This is a genomic window from Bacillus sp. 5w2 (genome assembly GCF_054353775.1).
Genome location: NZ_JBTIWT010000022.1, coordinates 1 through 16,278, shown reverse-complemented (window position 1 = coordinate 16,278; position 16,278 = coordinate 1). Strand labels below are relative to the sequence as shown.

Annotated in this window: 19 protein-coding genes and 1 pseudogene; 11 read left to right on the top strand and 9 right to left on the bottom strand. The window is 31.7% G+C overall.

Annotated elements, in window-relative coordinates; translation table 11 throughout:
* Positions 1 to 164: 164 nt before the first annotated feature.
* A complete protein-coding gene (gene asnB / locus ACXY7N_RS25930; RefSeq protein ID WP_488592696.1) occupies positions 165 to 1,991 on the bottom strand; it encodes an asparagine synthase (glutamine-hydrolyzing) in 1,827 nt (608 codons plus the stop codon).
* A 400-nt stretch (positions 1,992 to 2,391) separates the two neighbouring features.
* On the opposite strand from asnB, the gene ACXY7N_RS25925 reads away from it, so the two are divergent.
* Positions 2,392 to 2,961, top strand: a complete 570-nt coding sequence (locus ACXY7N_RS25925) for a TetR/AcrR family transcriptional regulator (RefSeq protein ID WP_488592695.1) — start codon at positions 2,392 to 2,394, stop codon at positions 2,959 to 2,961.
* 674 nt (positions 2,962 to 3,635) lie between these two features.
* Here ACXY7N_RS25925 and ACXY7N_RS25920 read toward each other — a convergent pair.
* Positions 3,636 to 3,767, bottom strand: coding sequence for a hypothetical protein (locus ACXY7N_RS25920; protein ID WP_255260116.1), 132 nt, complete (start codon positions 3,765 to 3,767; stop codon positions 3,636 to 3,638).
* Positions 3,768 to 3,867: 100 nt separating this feature from the next.
* On the opposite strand from ACXY7N_RS25920, the pseudogene ACXY7N_RS25915 reads away from it, so the two are divergent.
* Positions 3,868 to 4,054: pseudogene (locus ACXY7N_RS25915) on the top strand (hypothetical protein).
* 437 nt (positions 4,055 to 4,491) lie between these two features.
* Here the strand turns inward: ACXY7N_RS25915 and ACXY7N_RS25910 are convergent.
* The 4 genes from ACXY7N_RS25910 to ACXY7N_RS25895 form a co-directional block, all read right to left on the bottom strand.
* Positions 4,492 to 4,716 (bottom strand): XpaF1 protein, encoded by a 225-nt coding sequence (locus ACXY7N_RS25910; RefSeq protein WP_016136195.1) that lies wholly within the window; start codon positions 4,714 to 4,716, stop codon positions 4,492 to 4,494.
* Positions 4,717 to 5,138: 422 nt separating this feature from the next.
* Positions 5,139 to 5,336 (bottom strand): rod shape-determining protein MreC, encoded by a 198-nt coding sequence (locus ACXY7N_RS25905; RefSeq protein WP_488592694.1) that lies wholly within the window; start codon positions 5,334 to 5,336, stop codon positions 5,139 to 5,141.
* On the bottom strand, positions 5,296 to 5,550 hold the full coding sequence (locus ACXY7N_RS25900) for a hypothetical protein (protein ID WP_173601842.1): 255 nt from the start codon (positions 5,548 to 5,550) through the stop codon (positions 5,296 to 5,298). Before ACXY7N_RS25900 ends, ACXY7N_RS25905 begins: the two co-directional genes overlap by 41 nt.
* A 147-nt stretch (positions 5,551 to 5,697) precedes the next feature.
* Positions 5,698 to 6,147, bottom strand: a complete 450-nt coding sequence (locus ACXY7N_RS25895) for a hypothetical protein (protein WP_087953783.1) — start codon at positions 6,145 to 6,147, stop codon at positions 5,698 to 5,700.
* A gap of 436 nt (positions 6,148 to 6,583) precedes the next feature.
* Here ACXY7N_RS25895 and ACXY7N_RS25890 point away from each other — a divergent pair, with 436 nt between their 5' ends.
* Together ACXY7N_RS25890 and ACXY7N_RS25885 are read left to right on the top strand one after the other, a co-directional pair.
* The gene (locus tag ACXY7N_RS25890; RefSeq protein ID WP_087953784.1) at positions 6,584 to 6,781 is read left to right on the top strand and encodes a hypothetical protein; all 198 of its coding nucleotides are present in this window, start codon (positions 6,584 to 6,586) and stop codon (positions 6,779 to 6,781) included.
* A gap of 18 nt (positions 6,782 to 6,799) precedes the next feature.
* The gene (locus ACXY7N_RS25885; RefSeq protein ID WP_087953785.1) at positions 6,800 to 7,012 is read left to right on the top strand and encodes a hypothetical protein; all 213 of its coding nucleotides are present in this window, start codon (positions 6,800 to 6,802) and stop codon (positions 7,010 to 7,012) included.
* A gap of 78 nt (positions 7,013 to 7,090) precedes the next feature.
* On the opposite strand, the gene ACXY7N_RS25880 is transcribed toward ACXY7N_RS25885, so the two are convergent.
* Positions 7,091 to 7,405: a hypothetical protein gene (locus ACXY7N_RS25880; protein WP_488592693.1), complete on the bottom strand. Its 315-nt coding sequence runs from the start codon at positions 7,403 to 7,405 to the stop codon at positions 7,091 to 7,093.
* Positions 7,406 to 8,446: 1,041 nt separating this feature from the next.
* On the opposite strand from ACXY7N_RS25880, the gene ACXY7N_RS25875 reads away from it, so the two are divergent.
* Complete coding sequence (locus tag ACXY7N_RS25875) at positions 8,447 to 8,902, top strand: MarR family winged helix-turn-helix transcriptional regulator (protein WP_098375456.1); 456 nt, start codon at positions 8,447 to 8,449, stop codon at positions 8,900 to 8,902.
* A gap of 502 nt (positions 8,903 to 9,404) precedes the next feature.
* Positions 9,405 to 9,917 (top strand): DUF6609 family protein, encoded by a 513-nt coding sequence (locus tag ACXY7N_RS25870; protein ID WP_488592692.1) that lies wholly within the window; start codon positions 9,405 to 9,407, stop codon positions 9,915 to 9,917.
* Positions 9,918 to 10,081: 164 nt separating this feature from the next.
* Here ACXY7N_RS25870 and ACXY7N_RS25865 read toward each other — a convergent pair whose 3' ends face one another.
* A complete protein-coding gene (locus ACXY7N_RS25865; protein ID WP_154214405.1) occupies positions 10,082 to 10,258 on the bottom strand; it encodes a hypothetical protein in 177 nt (58 codons plus the stop codon).
* An 84-nt stretch (positions 10,259 to 10,342) separates the two neighbouring features.
* Between ACXY7N_RS25865 and ACXY7N_RS25860 the strand changes: the two genes are divergently transcribed.
* The 3 genes from ACXY7N_RS25860 (at position 10,343) to ACXY7N_RS25850 (ending at position 12,772) form a co-directional block, all read left to right on the top strand.
* The gene (locus ACXY7N_RS25860; protein ID WP_016089876.1) at positions 10,343 to 11,116 is read left to right on the top strand and encodes a hypothetical protein; all 774 of its coding nucleotides are present in this window, start codon (positions 10,343 to 10,345) and stop codon (positions 11,114 to 11,116) included.
* Between the two features lie 390 nt (positions 11,117 to 11,506).
* Entirely contained in the window at positions 11,507 to 11,719 is a 213-nt protein-coding gene (locus tag ACXY7N_RS25855; RefSeq protein WP_016135780.1) for a hypothetical protein, read from the top strand.
* Between the two features lie 858 nt (positions 11,720 to 12,577).
* The gene (locus tag ACXY7N_RS25850) at positions 12,578 to 12,772 is read left to right on the top strand and encodes a hypothetical protein (RefSeq protein WP_016135778.1); all 195 of its coding nucleotides are present in this window, start codon (positions 12,578 to 12,580) and stop codon (positions 12,770 to 12,772) included.
* 820 nt (positions 12,773 to 13,592) lie between these two features.
* Here the strand turns inward: ACXY7N_RS25850 and ACXY7N_RS25845 are convergent.
* On the bottom strand, positions 13,593 to 13,745 hold the full coding sequence (locus ACXY7N_RS25845) for a hypothetical protein (RefSeq protein WP_170959957.1): 153 nt from the start codon (positions 13,743 to 13,745) through the stop codon (positions 13,593 to 13,595).
* A 225-nt stretch (positions 13,746 to 13,970) separates the two neighbouring features.
* Here ACXY7N_RS25845 and ACXY7N_RS25840 point away from each other — a divergent pair, with 225 nt between their 5' ends.
* Positions 13,971 to 14,531: a sunset domain-containing protein gene (locus tag ACXY7N_RS25840; RefSeq protein ID WP_016135777.1), complete on the top strand. Its 561-nt coding sequence runs from the start codon at positions 13,971 to 13,973 to the stop codon at positions 14,529 to 14,531.
* A 498-nt stretch (positions 14,532 to 15,029) separates the two neighbouring features.
* A complete protein-coding gene (locus tag ACXY7N_RS25835) occupies positions 15,030 to 16,181 on the top strand; it encodes an S-layer homology domain-containing protein (RefSeq protein ID WP_016135776.1) in 1,152 nt (383 codons plus the stop codon).
* Positions 16,182 to 16,278: the final 97 nt, after the last annotated feature.

The window sequence follows — 16,278 nt, the reverse complement described above, 5'->3', positions numbered from 1 at the left end:
GTCACAGTAACGTAGCCCACGAAACCTATATGGTCTGTTGTGGGAGTGGTGATGACACACCGCAATCTTGCACGTCAGCGATACCAGAAATGGACTTTGCCTTTGGTAGCAAGAATCCCACTGACGTTAGTCAGCTTGCCCCTTTAGGGGTGGGAATGTCAAATCTACCATACTAATTTAATCTTATATTCCTGAAGCCAACTATTAACTTGAAGTAAATAATCTATTATACCTCGTGCATCATTACCTGAAATTACTTCGTCTTTTCCTTCTGCAATAGCACGGACTCTTTCTACATTAATTAATGGCAAAATAGGTGATTGAGGATCGTTCAACACATGTAACATCCAATCACTAATACCTTGTAGATAAGAGGCATCCTTTGTGCTTGGATATGCACTTTTTTTGCGATAACGTACATCCTCTGGAAGTACATTTTCAAAAGCTCGACGTAAAATACCTTTTTCAATATTGTCTATGCTTTTCATTTCGAATGGAACATTCCATAAGTATTCTACAAGCCGGTAATCGCAAAATGGAACTCGTACTTCAAAGCCATTCATCATACTTGTACGATCTTTTCGTTCTAGCATAAATGGCAAGAAACGTGTAATAAACATGTAAGACATTTGACGTTGCTTCATTTGCAGATCACTTTCACCTTCTAAAAAAGGAACCTCAGCAACCGCATCTTCAAATTTTTGTTTTTGATATTTTTCAGGGCTAATCTTCGCTTTAAGATCCTCTGATAAAATTTCTGTACTATACCATAAATTAACAGCCCAAGGGAATATCTCTGCATCTAAAAACTGCTCTTGATGGAACCATGGATATCCTGAGAACACTTCATCTGCGGATTCGCCTGAAAGTGCAACTGTTGCTTCTTTTTTCATTTCCTTAAATAGCAAATAAAGTGATGTTTCTAGTTCTCCAACTCCAGGTAGATCACGTGCTCGCATTGGAATTAATAAATGCTCTATTAAACTATCTGATCCCAACTCTATAGAGTGATGCTTTGTTCCTACATATTCAGCCACACGTTTCACCCAAGGTTCATCTCGATCAAAACGAAGGAAGTCTTGCTCAAAGTCTTTTTCATCATTGATGAAATTCAGGGAATATGTATGAAGATGTTCCCCTTTATTCCCAAATTCGTTTCCTGCTAAACCTGTTAGACCACTTGAATCCAAACCTCCGGAAAGCATAGATACCACTGGTCTATCAGCAATTAACTGACGTTTAACTGTATCTTGTAAAATGGAGCGGATAGTCTCCACTGTCATATCAATATCATCTATATGGTTTTTACTTTCAAGTTTCCAATACTGTGTCGTATTCGAGCCATTAGAGGTAAACGTCATATAATGGCCAGCACGCACTTCGTGTATATCTTTGAAAATCGCATGACCTGGGGTACGTGTTGGTCCAAGACAAAATATCTCAGAAAGTCCTTCTTTATCTACTTCTGCATCTACAAGTGGGTGCGAAAGTAAAACTTTTAACTCTGAACCAAAGAGAATTGCACTCCCTCTTTGAGCGAAAAATAAAGGCTTCACACCTAGATGATCACGACCAAGCATCAATTTCCCAAATCTTTCATCCCAAATACCAAAAGCAAAAATCCCATTTAAGTGTTGAACACAATCTTCTTGCCATTCTAAATAGGCATGTAGTAATACCTCTGTATCAGACTTTGTCTGAAATTCATGACCTTTCTCCTCAAGTTCTTTACGTAATTCTTGATAGTTATAAATTTCTCCATTGAACGTAAGACCAATCGTATCATTTCCAACTTTATACAGCATAGGTTGAAGGCCACCTTCAGGATCAATGACGATGAGACGTCGATGACCTAATGCCGCTCGTTTTGAAAACCAATGCCCCTCTGCATCAGGTCCTCGGTGAATGATAGCATCTGTCATTTTTTTTAACGTTTCTTGTTCATTAGTCAAGTCTTTAGTCCAGTCTATCCACCCTGCAATTCCACACATAGTGTCTACCTTCTCTCAAATAGTATAGAAACCGACCAGAATCAAATACCAGTCGGTTTTCCGTAAAAAAATCCGACTAAAAACATCTTTTAGTCATATTTATATAATAAAATGAATTGAATAAAAAATCAAACAATTCAATCGAGAAAGAAGTAACTGCCCCCTTTCATTTGAATTCTCATCGTCCGATTAAAAATTATTACTTCACATTTTCATTTTATCCCTAAATTAGAAAGTTGCATTCTATTATAGTTATATACTAGAAATAAGAATGATGTATGTTATTCTATAAGAAACAAATAGTGGAATTTCTATTAAGAGTTACAAAATTACAAATGAACTGATACAGTATGTAAAGACCGAAAACTTCGCTAAATATATCAAGGATAGGGTGTAGACAATGATCAAATTAGAAAAAGAGAATAAAAAGATGAAAATCATTCAATCTGCCACAATACTGTTCTCTACGCGTGGTGTCCGTAACACGACGGTTGATGAAATTGCAAAGAAAGCTAAAGTTGGTAAAGGTACTATTTATTATTACTATACAGATAAAACTGAAATATTATGTGACTGCTATATGCGTCATATTCAACTTAAACGCTCACAATTATTTGATTTATATAAAGCGGAAAAGGATGTTTTACTTCGAATAGAAAAAATCCTTCATTACATCAGCCTAGAATATCATCAAGACCCATTTGTTTCTACACTCTTTCAAGAATATAAAGAGTACCATTCACCTGAAATTATAGCTTGTTTTAAAAAATCTGAAGAAGAAGCAATTATAATGATAAGTAATTTGCTTGAAAAAGGTTATCAGCAAGGGACTTTTCATAAGGTACCATTACCGCTAACAGCTTTTATGTTAGTGCGAATGATTTTTAACTATGAACAGGATTATATGAAAGATGATAATAGTGATAAAGAATTTCTGCAGTTGCTAAAACATATGCTTCTTAAAAACTAGTTTTAATCACATACAAAAAATAATTGTGGTACAAATATATAAAGAAGCGCACGAATTATGGTGTTTTTAATGAGCTCTTTTCAGTCTGGACAAATATAAGAAATATCCAATGTTTATTTAGGAATAACTGATAAAATCCCAATCCGTATGATTGTCCATAGACTAATAAATTTTGTAAAGAACCTTTTGATTTATTATTGATTTGCTTACCTGAAGAAATTTCTTTAGTTAGGGATTTGCCAACCTTTTTTATTTACTATCAATCAATTTTAAAAAAATTATTCGTTTAGGGGCTACTTTAAAGTCTTAAGTTGATGGACATGTGGTAGCCCCCTACTAATATTCTTGCTTTTAAATTATTTTCAGTATATTATATTCATATGGTAATATAGAAATTACGGTATACAGAAAGGGATCAAATCTATTTGTAAGATTTAAATTCTTTTCAAAGATAAAAAAATCCCACCAAAACGTCATATAACTTATGCTTCTCTTTTTAAGATGTATCTAATAAACACACATTTTTTATCAATACAATTGTGTTTTCAATATAAATAGAAACTTTTAAATAGAGGTTTATTTACTTTCAATGATAGGAGTTAGTGTTCTCAAATATAACAACAAAAAAGTCTTACCCATCTAGGCAAGACTCTACTATTTTAGTTATATAATATTTACATAATAACTAAGAAACTAAAAACATATAACACCAAGTAGCAAAACCCTAATATTCCTCCTACAGCTAATACCTGTTTAGCCCAACTTTTAATTTTGGGATTACTGTAAATCACTTGCACTCTTTCCATATTTCCTCCTATTAGGGAGAACCCTTAAAGACTCTCACCTCGCTATAGTACCATTAAAAAATGACTAATAGAGGTATAAGTTTTGTCTAAACGTATAAATATGCAATATTGCATACAAAAATGTATTGTTATAAATGTAAGCGCTTACTATAATAGGGTTATAAAGATTTACCACATCTTAATACGAAAACAGAGGAGAGAATAATATGGAAATCGCAATGGCAGTTTTAAAATTTATAGGTGGAGCAATACCATTAATTCAAGAACTTCTAAAAGCATTTATGTAATTTCATGATTTAGCAATTCTTTATAAATATTATCATACAAATGATCTGTATATCAAAGATAAATTGATTTACAGATCATTTGCGCGAGTAAAGTCCCTTTAACATTATTGAGGGACTTTTTTAAATTTTTTAATACTGAAGGTTACGTCATATCGACATCAAGTTAGCAAAATAAAATGAAAAATCCCAAGCCCCCTCCTCTCCAGGGTCATCTTGGGATTTTTTAAGCTCGCATACAAATTATTATTTGTATTGTTGCATTGGTTCCCTTTTAAATTAAATACGTCTACGTTACTATCGATAAGCAATGACTACTGTCTCCCATTTAATCTTACAGATCACTTATGCCATGTTCTAAAGGAACCTCCTTGGCTAAAACGATAAAAATAAAGAGAGACACTTGTCCCCCTCTCCATAAGTACTTTTATTTTTAAATTTTAAATCATCCCTTTTAATATTAAACCCAAAACCGACATAGTGATTGCACTAATAATAATTCGTAAAATCCAAGTTGTATTCATGCTAATCTTTTCTAATTGCTTATTAATTGTAGCTATGTCTTTCTCATTAATTGTTGTGCGAGTTTCTAAATTACGAATATCTCGCATAATTTCTTTTTGTTCTGCTTTTAGACTGTCAATTTTTGCATAAACATCTTCCAATACGTTCACACCCTTTTATAATCGTAATAAAGCAATCCTTACATGATATGAGACAACCCTATTCATGGTGAATTCATTGGAGGAAATTCCATACAAAATCCGTATTTTGTTAAAAATAAAAAAAGAGGCAGTTTTGCCTCTTTTAATACATAAAACTTGATTTTATCCAGCTTTATTATTAATTCCATTGATTTGTTGCTTTAATTTTAATCCAATTAACTTACTTGCGTCCTATTTAAATTGATGATTTCTCAATTGAATACTACACAATTCTAGACATTATGATTGATATCACTAATAATATTATGAGCATTTCGTATAAGTGTGATTTAATTAATTACAGCTATTTTCAAAGACGACATATTAGCGATTATTTATGCCTATTCTACATAATTGTTAGCACTTATAAATTATTTTTTGCTCTAATAAATGATTTGATTAAATCCATATTCATCTGACTCTTGGTCCACCACTTCTGCTGCTTCAATACCAGATATTATCTTTGCACTTAGACTAGATGTAACAAATTTATCACCTTTTTTAATTTTTTCAGCCTTATCTTTTGGGATTTTTTTAATTTTAAGAACTTTCTTCTTCCCATCGTACCCTCCCTGTAACAAAGCCTAGAATAGATTGATCAGTTTGCAATGTTAATTCCAAACGATTCGTTCTTTCATCTTTAGACATCTGGGTGCACCCCTTTTCAATTCCAATCATGCCTTTTTCTCCAAGACTTAACAGTATATTAATACTAATCTCGTATTTCTCAGCCAGTTCCGTGTACTTCATACCTTGCGTGTAATCTTCTTGAGCTAACTCGTTTTTTTGCTTCACTTCATATTACCCACCGCTTTCTATACAACTAGGAAGAAATTCGGTTATTTTCCTCTTTGAATAACTTTTTTACAAAGAAAAAAGACCTTGTAAACTACAAAGTCTTTTTTCTTATATATAAACTTACAACTTTTATATTAGTATTAGTTAAATTCCCCCACCAGGCTCTGTATTAGCTGGTGCTCCTCCATGATCTCCATGTGATTCTAACTTGGGTGCAGGTGTATCTCCCTTATTGTAAGCAGGTGCCCCTCCTGTATGTCCATCCGATTCTAACTTCGGTGCAGGGAAATGCCCATGAGTATAAGCTGGTGCTCCTCCATAATCTCCATGAGCTTCTAACTTAGGCGCCGGAGTGTCTCCTACATTAAAAGAAGGTGCTGGATAGTATCCATATCCATAAACTGGTGCTCCCGTATGCCCATGAGTATAGAACGGTGCTCCCCCTGTATGTCCATGTGCATATGCAGGCGCTCCTCCACCATCTCCTACTGAAGCCGCTTGAACAACCCCTCCACCATTTCCATGAGTAAAACCAAAAATTCCAAATCCTAAAACAGATAAACCTACGACTGCCGTACTAATTTTCATTTTCATAATCGCTCTCCTCTTTATGTAATTCATGTAAATTGAAATGAACATATTATGGATATCAGTCATGATGAAAATTCGACTCATTTCATTATCATATATTATACTTCTATGTATTTTTTTGTAAAACCTTCTTAAAATCTGAAGAAAATGGTTATTTTTTGTAAACATTTAAATATAGTAACAAATTATTCACTTTACAATTTAGGCTTCGTTGCCTAACCATATTCACCCCTTGCGGTAATCCCTAATTTAGTGTTGCAATTCTCTAAATCTCAATGTATTATATTTTTGTATTTTCTCAGTTCCCAAGCCGAGAATACATCATCACTTACGAAAGGACCCTAACTTCATCGGGTTCTTTTTCATTCTTCTTGAAAATCTATTTATCTAAATGTAGAATTATAAATAAGTTCTAACATTTTGAATCGAGGTGAAAATCATGAGAAGTTTTAGCTCATTAATAATCTCTACTGTTTGTTCAATACTTCTTACAATTTGGAATGTCTATTCCTTCTATAACGGCTTCACAACAGGGGGCACATACTACTGGATTAATGGTATCGCAGCTTTTATCTTCCTTTTATTCTTTATCCTCAACATGCGCGATTTTAAAAAGAAAAACTACAGAACTTCATAACAATAGGAGTTGATACATATGTGGGAAAGATTTAAAAACTATAAGTATTCCTCAAAGGAATTACAATTCATGCTTTGGTTATTTGGTATTACTTGTTTTGTACACTCGATTGCTTTCTTTGGCGGACTAGTTTCTTCTGAATTTCTTTGGTTTAAAGGTGTTTGCGCTATTGCAGCACTACTAGCTTTTATGGATGTTAAGCGAAAAATTAATAAGTACAAGATAGCATGATGAAAAGGAGCCATTACAGGTTCCTTTTTTCTATTCAAAATAAAAAAGCAGCTGTTAGGCTACTTAAAGTTTGTCTTATCACCAAATAAAATGATATATATATTCTCCCGTTACACTTTCATCAACTCCAGCAACCCTAGCAAATCTCACCACATCAGCACCCTGAAGGAAATACATTGTTAGCATAACTGGCACCCGTGACCACATAAACCGATAAAGCTCATTTACTCTTTGCTTTGTCGTAACAATTAAATCATTTGCAGGTCCATTAATCCACGCAGAGGTTCTAACTGAAGTAAACGGAAGATCTTTCCCATTCACCACTATTCTCGCCATAATATGTGTTATATCCACATCGATACCCTCATTCCAAGAATTAAATCTGTTTTCCATATTTACATAAGTATTCGATGCTATAAGAAATGTTTAAAATGATTTTTATTAAATAAAAAAACAGCTGATCCGCTACTTTCACTTGTTCCCCCCTTCAAAATCTTTATATTGCTTTGGATATTCATTTTTGAACACATTTTCATTCGATGCCTCATCTGCGTCTGGCCTTGACTGCTTATTATTGTATTCATTCACATCACCATTTCCATTGAACCACTCAGGATTCCTATGAACGTAACGGTAAATAAACTTGATTTAGGGTATCTAGAAAATTAATGTTTTAATTAAGGTTGTTTTAAGGAAAATTATCTATTCAAATGCCCATTTTGTTCAGATTCACGTTTAATGTGTAATTGCTATATTACAAAGAAAAAAAGCACCCCCTGCATTCCCATTCCATCGATGTCTTCAAAATTGGCAATTAATTCATACGAAACGATTTCCCGCCGTTCAATTTACTTACTTGAATGGCTATCTCTATTCTTGGCCATACTACATTTATGCATCTAGATTGTCAACTTTAGAACGGGCAGTTAACATTTGTTAACTGTTCTTTTGTGATTCATCGTCACATTTTGATGGAATGATCATATATTATCTCGAAGCATAAAACCCTAATTTTCTTTTTAATATCTAACTTTTCCCTTAAAGAGCACTTTTTAAAGGTGCTCTTTTTAGGTTAGCTAAAATATCACTTAATATTTCTTCAAAAATATCGCTTAGGCGATGGCCATAACTCATTTACTACAGTCTCTAACCTTTCTCCTTTCTCCTTTTTTGAGAACCAGCCGAGCAGCTAGTTTTTGCTAGCTGCTCTTTTATTTCGTTCCTGCTCTTGCTTCTTAAAGAAATCTGTAACTGCGTCTTCCCAATAAGAACACATATCCATTCCTTTTTTATACAAAATGAAATTTTTATTAAGTTTACTATTAATAATATATATATTGTTTTCTTTTCTGAATTAGTTTAAAGATAGATAGTTCAACAATGAACTATTTTGTGTTAGTCTAAACTAAAAAAGAAAGAAAGGAACTGAATATAATGAACTTAAAAGATCCTAGTTTCAAACAAGCGGGAGAAGTTGTCCAGTCATTTGTAACAATTAACAAAGAAATTATAAAGTTCACACATCAAAACGCCTCGAGTTTAGGATTAACAGTACAACAAATGGGTATTTTAAATACAATTTATGCAATTCCTAATATCACTCTTAAAGAGATTTCAGAACGTCTTTCAATTCCTAAAAGTACAGTGAGTGTAAATGTAGATGATTTAGTTAATCTAGAGTTCATCGAACGAAAACAATCAGATGAAGATCGTAGAGAAATAAAATTAAAAGTAACACCCAAAGGACAGGAGGCATCGAAAAAATCTATTGAAAACTCTACTTCCTACAAAGCGATGTCCCTAGCATTACAGCAGCTTCAAGAAGATGATGTTCAAACATTATTGCGTATTCATAAAACTTTATTAACCTCTATAAAGCAATTTCGTTGATAGATGTAAAGCATTAATAAAACAAGTTCTAATTCTTATTTTTCAAAAAACTGAGCAGTTAGATTTCACTAGCTATTCTTTTATTTAAAATAGCGTTTTTGTTGATTTTTCGTTGACATTTTGTTGATTTTTTCTTCACATTTAAATGAAACCAACATACGATATTTTATGTAGTCTCTCCGCTCATAGAGATCTACCTTTCTTATCGAAGAGCATGCTTATATGTGTGCTCTTTTTACTTACAATGAAATAACTATTTTGTTAAGTTTTATTAATTCCTACATTCTCTTAATAAGTTCTGTATAATAACCTTTCCAAAATCATTGTGTTCCTCTATAAAAAATACTGTTTTTCTCTGCAATACTATTTTTCTAAAATATCCAACAAAATTTGACAAACACAGTCAGCTATATTTGTTATGATGTTCTAGGTATTTCGCTTGACTACATAGAGGTTCTGAAAAAAACATATTTAATGACTGTTCGTAGAAGGAGAATACAACATGGAAACACAAACCTACAAATACCCTAGACAAAAGATTAATGGGATTTGGCTAATAATTGCCGGTATAGCAATGTTTTTACTTTTAATAAAATATAACGGGTATCCAAATGTATGGCCTTTTATCATCGTTTACATATTGGGCATGATTTGGCAATTAAACTCTAAAACTAGGAAAAAGTTAGCAGTTGGTCCTGGAACACCAGAACAAAAAAAGTGGTCTAATTCTTCAATCATTCTATTGGCCATTTTAGTTTTTCTTATTTTCCATTTCTTTTCCGATGACTATAGAATTTGCTGGTTATTAATTCTTTTAGCTGTAGGTGTTCATTTTTTAGCTTTTATTCCATTACACGGAAAATTAATGATCTTTTTATCAATTAGTTTGGTAATTAATGCGTTCATAGGATTAATTATTACTAATGTAAGTCTAGATATCTTTTTTGTTATAGATGGACTAATAAAAATCTTATTTGGTGGTATCTTTATTAAGCTAAGTCCTACTAATTTTTAAAAAATTAGTATTCTGTTTCACAGTGAACCTCGGAAATAAGCAGTTAGCTTTTGCTAGCTGCTTATTTTATTTATGAAAAAAGGAAATTTCCATTCAAAATTAGATTCAACACTGCATGAAAACTTATTAAATTCTTTAATTCTTTCAAAATTAATCGTATACTCTTAACCCAATTTATTCTCTTGCAAGAAAAAACCTCCCTTACTGAACTCTTCTAGTTCTGAATCCTCTTCATCACTATCTATCCCATAATTATGAAAATGATATTCTTTTACTACATTTTCATCTACACCAACTACAAGCAACACATCATTGCGGTCTATAATTATGAATACTTTCATTCCTCATTTTTTATGACGTCACCCCTCAATTTATGTAAAAATATGTTATAATTCCCCTATGATTTTATAGAAAGGAGCAATTGCATGTCATTAGAATTATTTCAGTTTGTTTTTAGTCAAGTTATTACAGGAATCGGCGTATATTTTACATATAAATCTTATAAGCACGCTAAACAAAAGGCCACACATCGAGATTCAGAAGACACTTTTGAAATAATAGACTATAAGATTTCATCTACCGACAAAAAAATTAAGCAAGTACTAAATTTCATTCCTTCTTTAATTGCTTTATTTTTTTGTGCATTTATAGCTCATTCTCTATATAATAATTTGTCTATTATTCAAAACTCTCCATTAATCTCTTTTAACGAAAGAGAAACTATGCTTTCTATTATTGCACGAGTTATATCTAATGGAGTGCAAACGTTTGGTTTGTTTATTTATGCATTCATCATTTTGTATGCCATACTTTTTATTATTAAGTATTCATTGTTACAAAGGCCTTTTAAATTTATTAGTACACCCATACAAATTCTTTTTTGTATTGCGACAATATTTTTAACTTATAATATAGCCGAGATCTCATTACAAATTGAGTTGGGAAACTTGCTCGCAAGCTCAATAGAGAATAAGCAAGTTACACCACTTAATGATCTATCCTCCATACTATCAACTATGTCTCCCATCTTAATATTGGTACAAATCTTTATTTCTATGTTTTTCTTTGTAGAATTAATGAAAAACTTTCATACAAATCAACAATTCTTAACTTCTGACTTAAAAAAGGATGGATTCAAAATTACCCTAACTTTTATTTTGTTAACATATTTTATAATTTTCCACACCCCATTTAATTAAAAGGGGTGTTATCCTGCTGTTTTTCTATTAAATACATATCTTTTTATACTCATTCTCTTCATATTCAAATCATAGTAAAAACTAATTACATTGAATGCTAGGAAAAATCCTAGTATTTTTTTATTTCTCTCATATCAGTTGGTCCTTTCCATTTCTTCTCACTTTCCCACTTCTTTTTAAGCTTTCCAACATAAGTAAAGATACAATCATACATAATACTAATTTCCTTTTGATTTATACGATACGGTTCCCCTCCGTTCAATCTATTTACTTATGAATGGATCATTTTTTTGAGTTCCAATATGCAATAGTGCATATTTCGTACTTTCAATTTTTACACATGCAATAATTTATTTATAAAAATAAAAAGTATTAGTAAGGATGATTTTAATGAACAAATTCCGAAAGAAGATTATTAAATCGTTACAAACATTTTGGGGAAGCTTAGCATTCGGTATATTAATTTTTGCTATCTTTTTAATTATGGATCTAACAGATACACCTTTAAATACATTAAGCTTGAGAGACTGGATAGGTTCTGCAGTAGGCGCAGCCATTATATCTATAGGGATATTTACTTTAAGTAAATTGGATTTAAAATAAATTTCCCGTCAATACTGTATATAGGCTGTATGCCATAACTCATTCGAAGTAGTTTTCTTTGTATCTCCTTGTATTGAGCAGTTAGCTTTTGCTTGCTGCTCTTTTATTTACGAAAAAAGATGAGATTCTTTATAATAATTCTTCTTTATTTCTCAATATAAAGAGCCTTGGATTTTCGTTAACAATCTTTTACTATATGAACAAGGAGTACTTAAAAGACTTACTCTTTGCTATTGAGGGAAGAGCCTGAGAGCCATATCAGGCTCTTCCTTGTTTATATACGCTGTAACCAAATAACAATTTTATTAAAATTTAATTCACGCCTTATTTTCAATTTCCATATACTTATACGGGCTATAACAAATATGCAATATAGTTCTTGGTCAAAGAGCGCCATACGCTCTAACGGTACCCTTCTTTATTCAAATAATGATTTTGTTAAAAACTTACATAGATATACTTTTCGTTATATAATTAAATTATCAATATATTAGGAGTGTTAGTTATGACAGAAACAATTATGATTTTGTTATATATATGTTTCATAATGATTGCAGTTTTAAGCTTGATAAAAGAATTTCGAAAACCACAAAAAAACCAGTTCTTGATTTTAGTTGATTCTCTAATTTTGCTAGGAGCTTTATTCCTAGTAAGTAGTATTTTCATCTAAATTACATCACGAGAACTCCATTAAGGAGCAAAGCAGCCTAGCGCAAGCTGACTGCTTTTTTTATTAAATTAACTATTTTTTTGAATTTCTCAATTCACAAAGTACTAACTTTATAAAATGAGTTCATACATATTTATTGAATACATTTTAAATTCTTAAAGCATCAAATAATTTAGGAGTTGATAAATATGTCAAGTCAACCGCTAGTTATAACCCTTCCTCCTATTTCAAAAACCAAAATTACATTCTATTCTTCTTCCGGCCAAGTAATTAACCACACTTTTTTAACAAATGAAACTTTAGAACCTATCATAACGTTTGCATATTGTCCTGTAGACTTTGAAAGACTTGAAACTAAAAGAATGCCCGTCCTTATAAAATAATTTTTCATTCTCATTTACGAATAATCTTTTTTACTTTACACATACTATCTGCAAGTCAGCTTCCCAGAGCCACTCTCTTTCAAATCGGAGCTCTTTACTCCGTTTCGTTTGGTGCATGGCAGGTAACTTAGTCAATTACCTGCCTTTTTTACGTATAAGCATAAATTTTTTGTACAACAAGCAGTTAGCTAATTGCATTGTTGTGCTGAATGAATTTTTAATTTAGTTTTCTTTCCTGCATAATATTTCGATAGTTGTTTAAACTATAGTTGTAACTTTTTGTTACAACATTTATCTATATCCAGTGCAACTTCTAAAATTGTACAACTGAGCAGTTAGCTACATAGGCTAGCTGCTTTGTTGTGCAAAATGATTTTTTAACTTGTCACCATTTAATTAAACGAGCATATATATTATTAACATAGTTTTCTTTCACTAATAGGGTTTCCTTTTTAAAAGCACTTGTGTATAGTGTTCTTTTTTGTGCGAAAAACTTTTCTCAACAACTATCGTGTAGAATACCAACTTCATTTTTGGTAATATATAGAAAATACCTATTATGCTTAGTTTTTATAAAAGGACCCACCCCCTCCAATGTGGGTTCTTTTAAATTTTTTCTACAAAATAACGTTTTTGTTTAAAATAATGCTCCCATTAATTTGGACACATTTTCCACTATTTTTACCAAAAAATTCATGATATGGTTAATTAGTCGAGTACGTCATTGCTTGACACTTACCCTTAGAAGCCCCGTAGAAAAACGGGGTTTCTTTTATTCAAATCACTATTTTATTGAATTTTCCAAATCATATTCCGCATATCATGCGCTAGGATGCTCCACGATATTATACAGTACTCCATCGTTTTTAAATCCCCCAATTGCATACCACCAATGATCAACTGTAACAACTTTAACTGTTTCTTTAATCCTTACCGTTTCACCATCCTCAAAAAAATGTGTTCTATATCCCATTTTCGCAAATCTTTTTTATCATAAAATTCAAACAATCAGTTTAATCTTTGAACAAGTTAGTGTATTAATGCTAAAGGTGAATTAATAAATATTAAAGAGCTAATTCTATACAAGGATTAGCTCTTTTCTTACGACCAATCGAATATCCATTATTTTTGTAAAAAACCCCTATAACATCTGTTATACTGTATATTGAAATTTAGAATACTTAAGGGGGGGATTAGGATGGCAAAAGCAATTAATGAAAAAGAAGAAAAAAAGCGCAGAGGGTGCGGATGTTTTGGGTGTCTAGGTATTATTATTTTATTAATTATTTTAATTGGCTCGTGCGCTAAAGACTCGGATAACGATAAATCCGACAAAGCCGCTACTACTATTAAACAAGAAGAAACAAAGAAATCTGAGGAATCAAAGGAAGACGAGAAAAAACAACAAGATCTTCAGAAGCAACAAGAGGAACAAAAGAAACAAGAAGAACTTAAAAAACAAGAAGCTGAACAAAAAAAACAGCAGGAACTTCAGAAACAACGTGACGAGCAGCAAAAACAATCAGAATTGAAGAAACAACAAGAGCAACAAAAGAAACAAGAATCTGCTACTCAACCCAAAACAAATCAAGTAACAGAACAAAATGGTACTTGTACTATCAAAGGCAATAAAAATAGTAGGGGCGAGAAAATTTATCATATGCCTGGTCAACAGTTCTATGATAAAACGAAAGCTGAAGAGATGTTTTGTTCAGAAGCCGACGCAAAATCTGCCGGTTATAGGGCATCAAAAAAATAAATTAAAAAACCGGCTTCTTATGAGTCGGTTTTTGTTTTTCCATCATTACCTCTAACAGTTTCAATAATTAGTATAAAAAAAACAATGCGTTTGTTTAAATTTCTCACTATTTAATAATCCAACTAAAGTATTCTTAATTTTCACTTTCAAACAGTTTAACATTACTTCCCCCAACACTTTTCCTTTAACATACATAAATCAAATATGAAAAGTAGAAGATCTGCTCAAAAGTAAAAGCTTACCTTTAATATTAAATCCCCTTTTCCCCTATTTACTTCAATTATTTATTCGCTTCATAAGCAGTGATATAGTATGTTTTTTGTTGACCATTATGATTATGGATAACTACGGAATTTCTTTGACACCTATTTCATTATCCAATTACCACTAAATATTGACTTAATTTGTAAACCAAACTATAATTTTAATTGCTATATTTGTATTTATAAATATAGCAATTAATTAATTTGTAAAAAATTACTTATTAGGAGATTACTTATGAAATTCAAACAAATTATTTTAGCAGGCGCTGTTCTTGCTTCATCAACATTTACCTCTTTGACAAATGCACACGCTGAGACTGGATTTCGCGATGTTCCTTCAGATCACTGGTCTTATAAAGCAATTATGGATTTAAAAGAGCGAAATATCTTTTCTGGTTATGGAAATGGTATTTTTGGTTTTGGCGATCCTATTACACGTGGTCAAGTTGCTAGATTATTATATGCTTATTTACAACCAGTGGATGATCCTTCTTTCAAAAATCCATTTAATGATGTAAAAGGTACTATGTTCGAAAAAGAAATCTTAGCAATCACAAAAGCAGGGATTATGAGCGGATATGGTGATGGAAAGTTCGGACCAAACGAGGTCCTAAATCGTGAGCAATTGGCAGCTGTTCTAACACAAGCATTTCAATTAAAAGCAACATCTATAACTACATTTAAAGATGTTGAAAAAAATTATTGGGCTACGAAGGCAATTAGTACACTACAAGAAAATAAAATTGTTGTTGGAACAGGAAATAATATGTTTGAACCCAAAAAAATTGTAACTCGTGAACAATATGCGCAGTTTCTATATAATACAATGAATACGGTAGTAGTTAAACCTGAATTAACACCTTTCGGTATCCCTAGTTCTATGTTTACAAATGATTTTTATTACGACAGTAACAACTGGAAAAACGCTTCACCAGTGCTAAAAAAATCTGTATCTAATGAAGCTCAAAATTTAATTACCAAAATAAACAAGAAATATAATGAAGATTATAAATACGCTAGCGCCTCTGTCAGCAGTATGGGCCTTCCTGAAAGTGTACAGCTACGTACTTCTAACCCTAATTTAGGAAGGATTTATGATTTAGGACAAGGGCAGTTCTTTGTAGAAGGTGAAAATGAACATGATTTCTATATTATGTTTATAATTGATAACCCAACTGTTGAATTAGCAAAAAATTGGATTACTTTAATAAATTCAGATCTTAATCTAGATAAAGAAATTAATGATATTATAGCAATGCCTTCAAAAAAAGCAAGCGGGCGAGATTATCACACTTACTTAGATAAAGGTAAATACCAAATCGAGTTAGGCACAAGGACTCAAACAAAAGACTATGATTCATTATTCATAGGTGTTAAAAGAAAATAATTAATAGATAATAAAAAAACAAGGCCTCATCGAAGACTTTGTTTTTTTATTTCACTTCAAATATTTATAGTATCACTTATGCACATCTAACCATCTA

What these genes read in the sequence shown, in the direction of transcription:
- ACXY7N_RS25860 (WP_016089876.1), top strand. Translation starts at nt 10,343, where the DNA reads ATGTCATTAGAATTATTTCAGTTTGTTTTTAGTCAAGTTATTACAGGA.
- ACXY7N_RS25835 (WP_016135776.1), top strand. Translation starts at nt 15,030, where the DNA reads ATGAAATTCAAACAAATTATTTTAGCAGGCGCTGTTCTTGCTTCATCA.
- ACXY7N_RS25840 (WP_016135777.1), top strand. Translation starts at nt 13,971, where the DNA reads ATGGCAAAAGCAATTAATGAAAAAGAAGAAAAAAAGCGCAGAGGGTGC.
- ACXY7N_RS25875 (WP_098375456.1), top strand. Translation starts at nt 8,447, where the DNA reads ATGAACTTAAAAGATCCTAGTTTCAAACAAGCGGGAGAAGTTGTCCAG.
- ACXY7N_RS25855 (WP_016135780.1), top strand. Translation starts at nt 11,507, where the DNA reads ATGAACAAATTCCGAAAGAAGATTATTAAATCGTTACAAACATTTTGG.
- ACXY7N_RS25845 (WP_170959957.1), bottom strand. Translation starts at nt 13,745, where the DNA reads ATGGGATATAGAACACATTTTTTTGAGGATGGTGAAACGGTAAGGATT.
- ACXY7N_RS25885 (WP_087953785.1), top strand. Translation starts at nt 6,800, where the DNA reads ATGTGGGAAAGATTTAAAAACTATAAGTATTCCTCAAAGGAATTACAA.
- ACXY7N_RS25920 (WP_255260116.1), bottom strand. Translation starts at nt 3,767, where the DNA reads ATGGAAAGAGTGCAAGTGATTTACAGTAATCCCAAAATTAAAAGTTGG.
- ACXY7N_RS25890 (WP_087953784.1), top strand. Translation starts at nt 6,584, where the DNA reads ATGAGAAGTTTTAGCTCATTAATAATCTCTACTGTTTGTTCAATACTT.
- ACXY7N_RS25870 (WP_488592692.1), top strand. Translation starts at nt 9,405, where the DNA reads ATGGAAACACAAACCTACAAATACCCTAGACAAAAGATTAATGGGATT.
- ACXY7N_RS25925 (WP_488592695.1), top strand. Translation starts at nt 2,392, where the DNA reads ATGATCAAATTAGAAAAAGAGAATAAAAAGATGAAAATCATTCAATCT.
- ACXY7N_RS25865 (WP_154214405.1), bottom strand. Translation starts at nt 10,258, where the DNA reads ATGAAAGTATTCATAATTATAGACCGCAATGATGTGTTGCTTGTAGTT.
- ACXY7N_RS25880 (WP_488592693.1), bottom strand. Translation starts at nt 7,405, where the DNA reads ATGGAAAACAGATTTAATTCTTGGAATGAGGGTATCGATGTGGATATA.
- ACXY7N_RS25895 (WP_087953783.1), bottom strand. Translation starts at nt 6,147, where the DNA reads ATGAAAATGAAAATTAGTACGGCAGTCGTAGGTTTATCTGTTTTAGGA.
- ACXY7N_RS25850 (WP_016135778.1), top strand. Translation starts at nt 12,578, where the DNA reads ATGTCAAGTCAACCGCTAGTTATAACCCTTCCTCCTATTTCAAAAACC.
- asnB (WP_488592696.1), bottom strand. Translation starts at nt 1,991, where the DNA reads ATGTGTGGAATTGCAGGGTGGATAGACTGGACTAAAGACTTGACTAAT.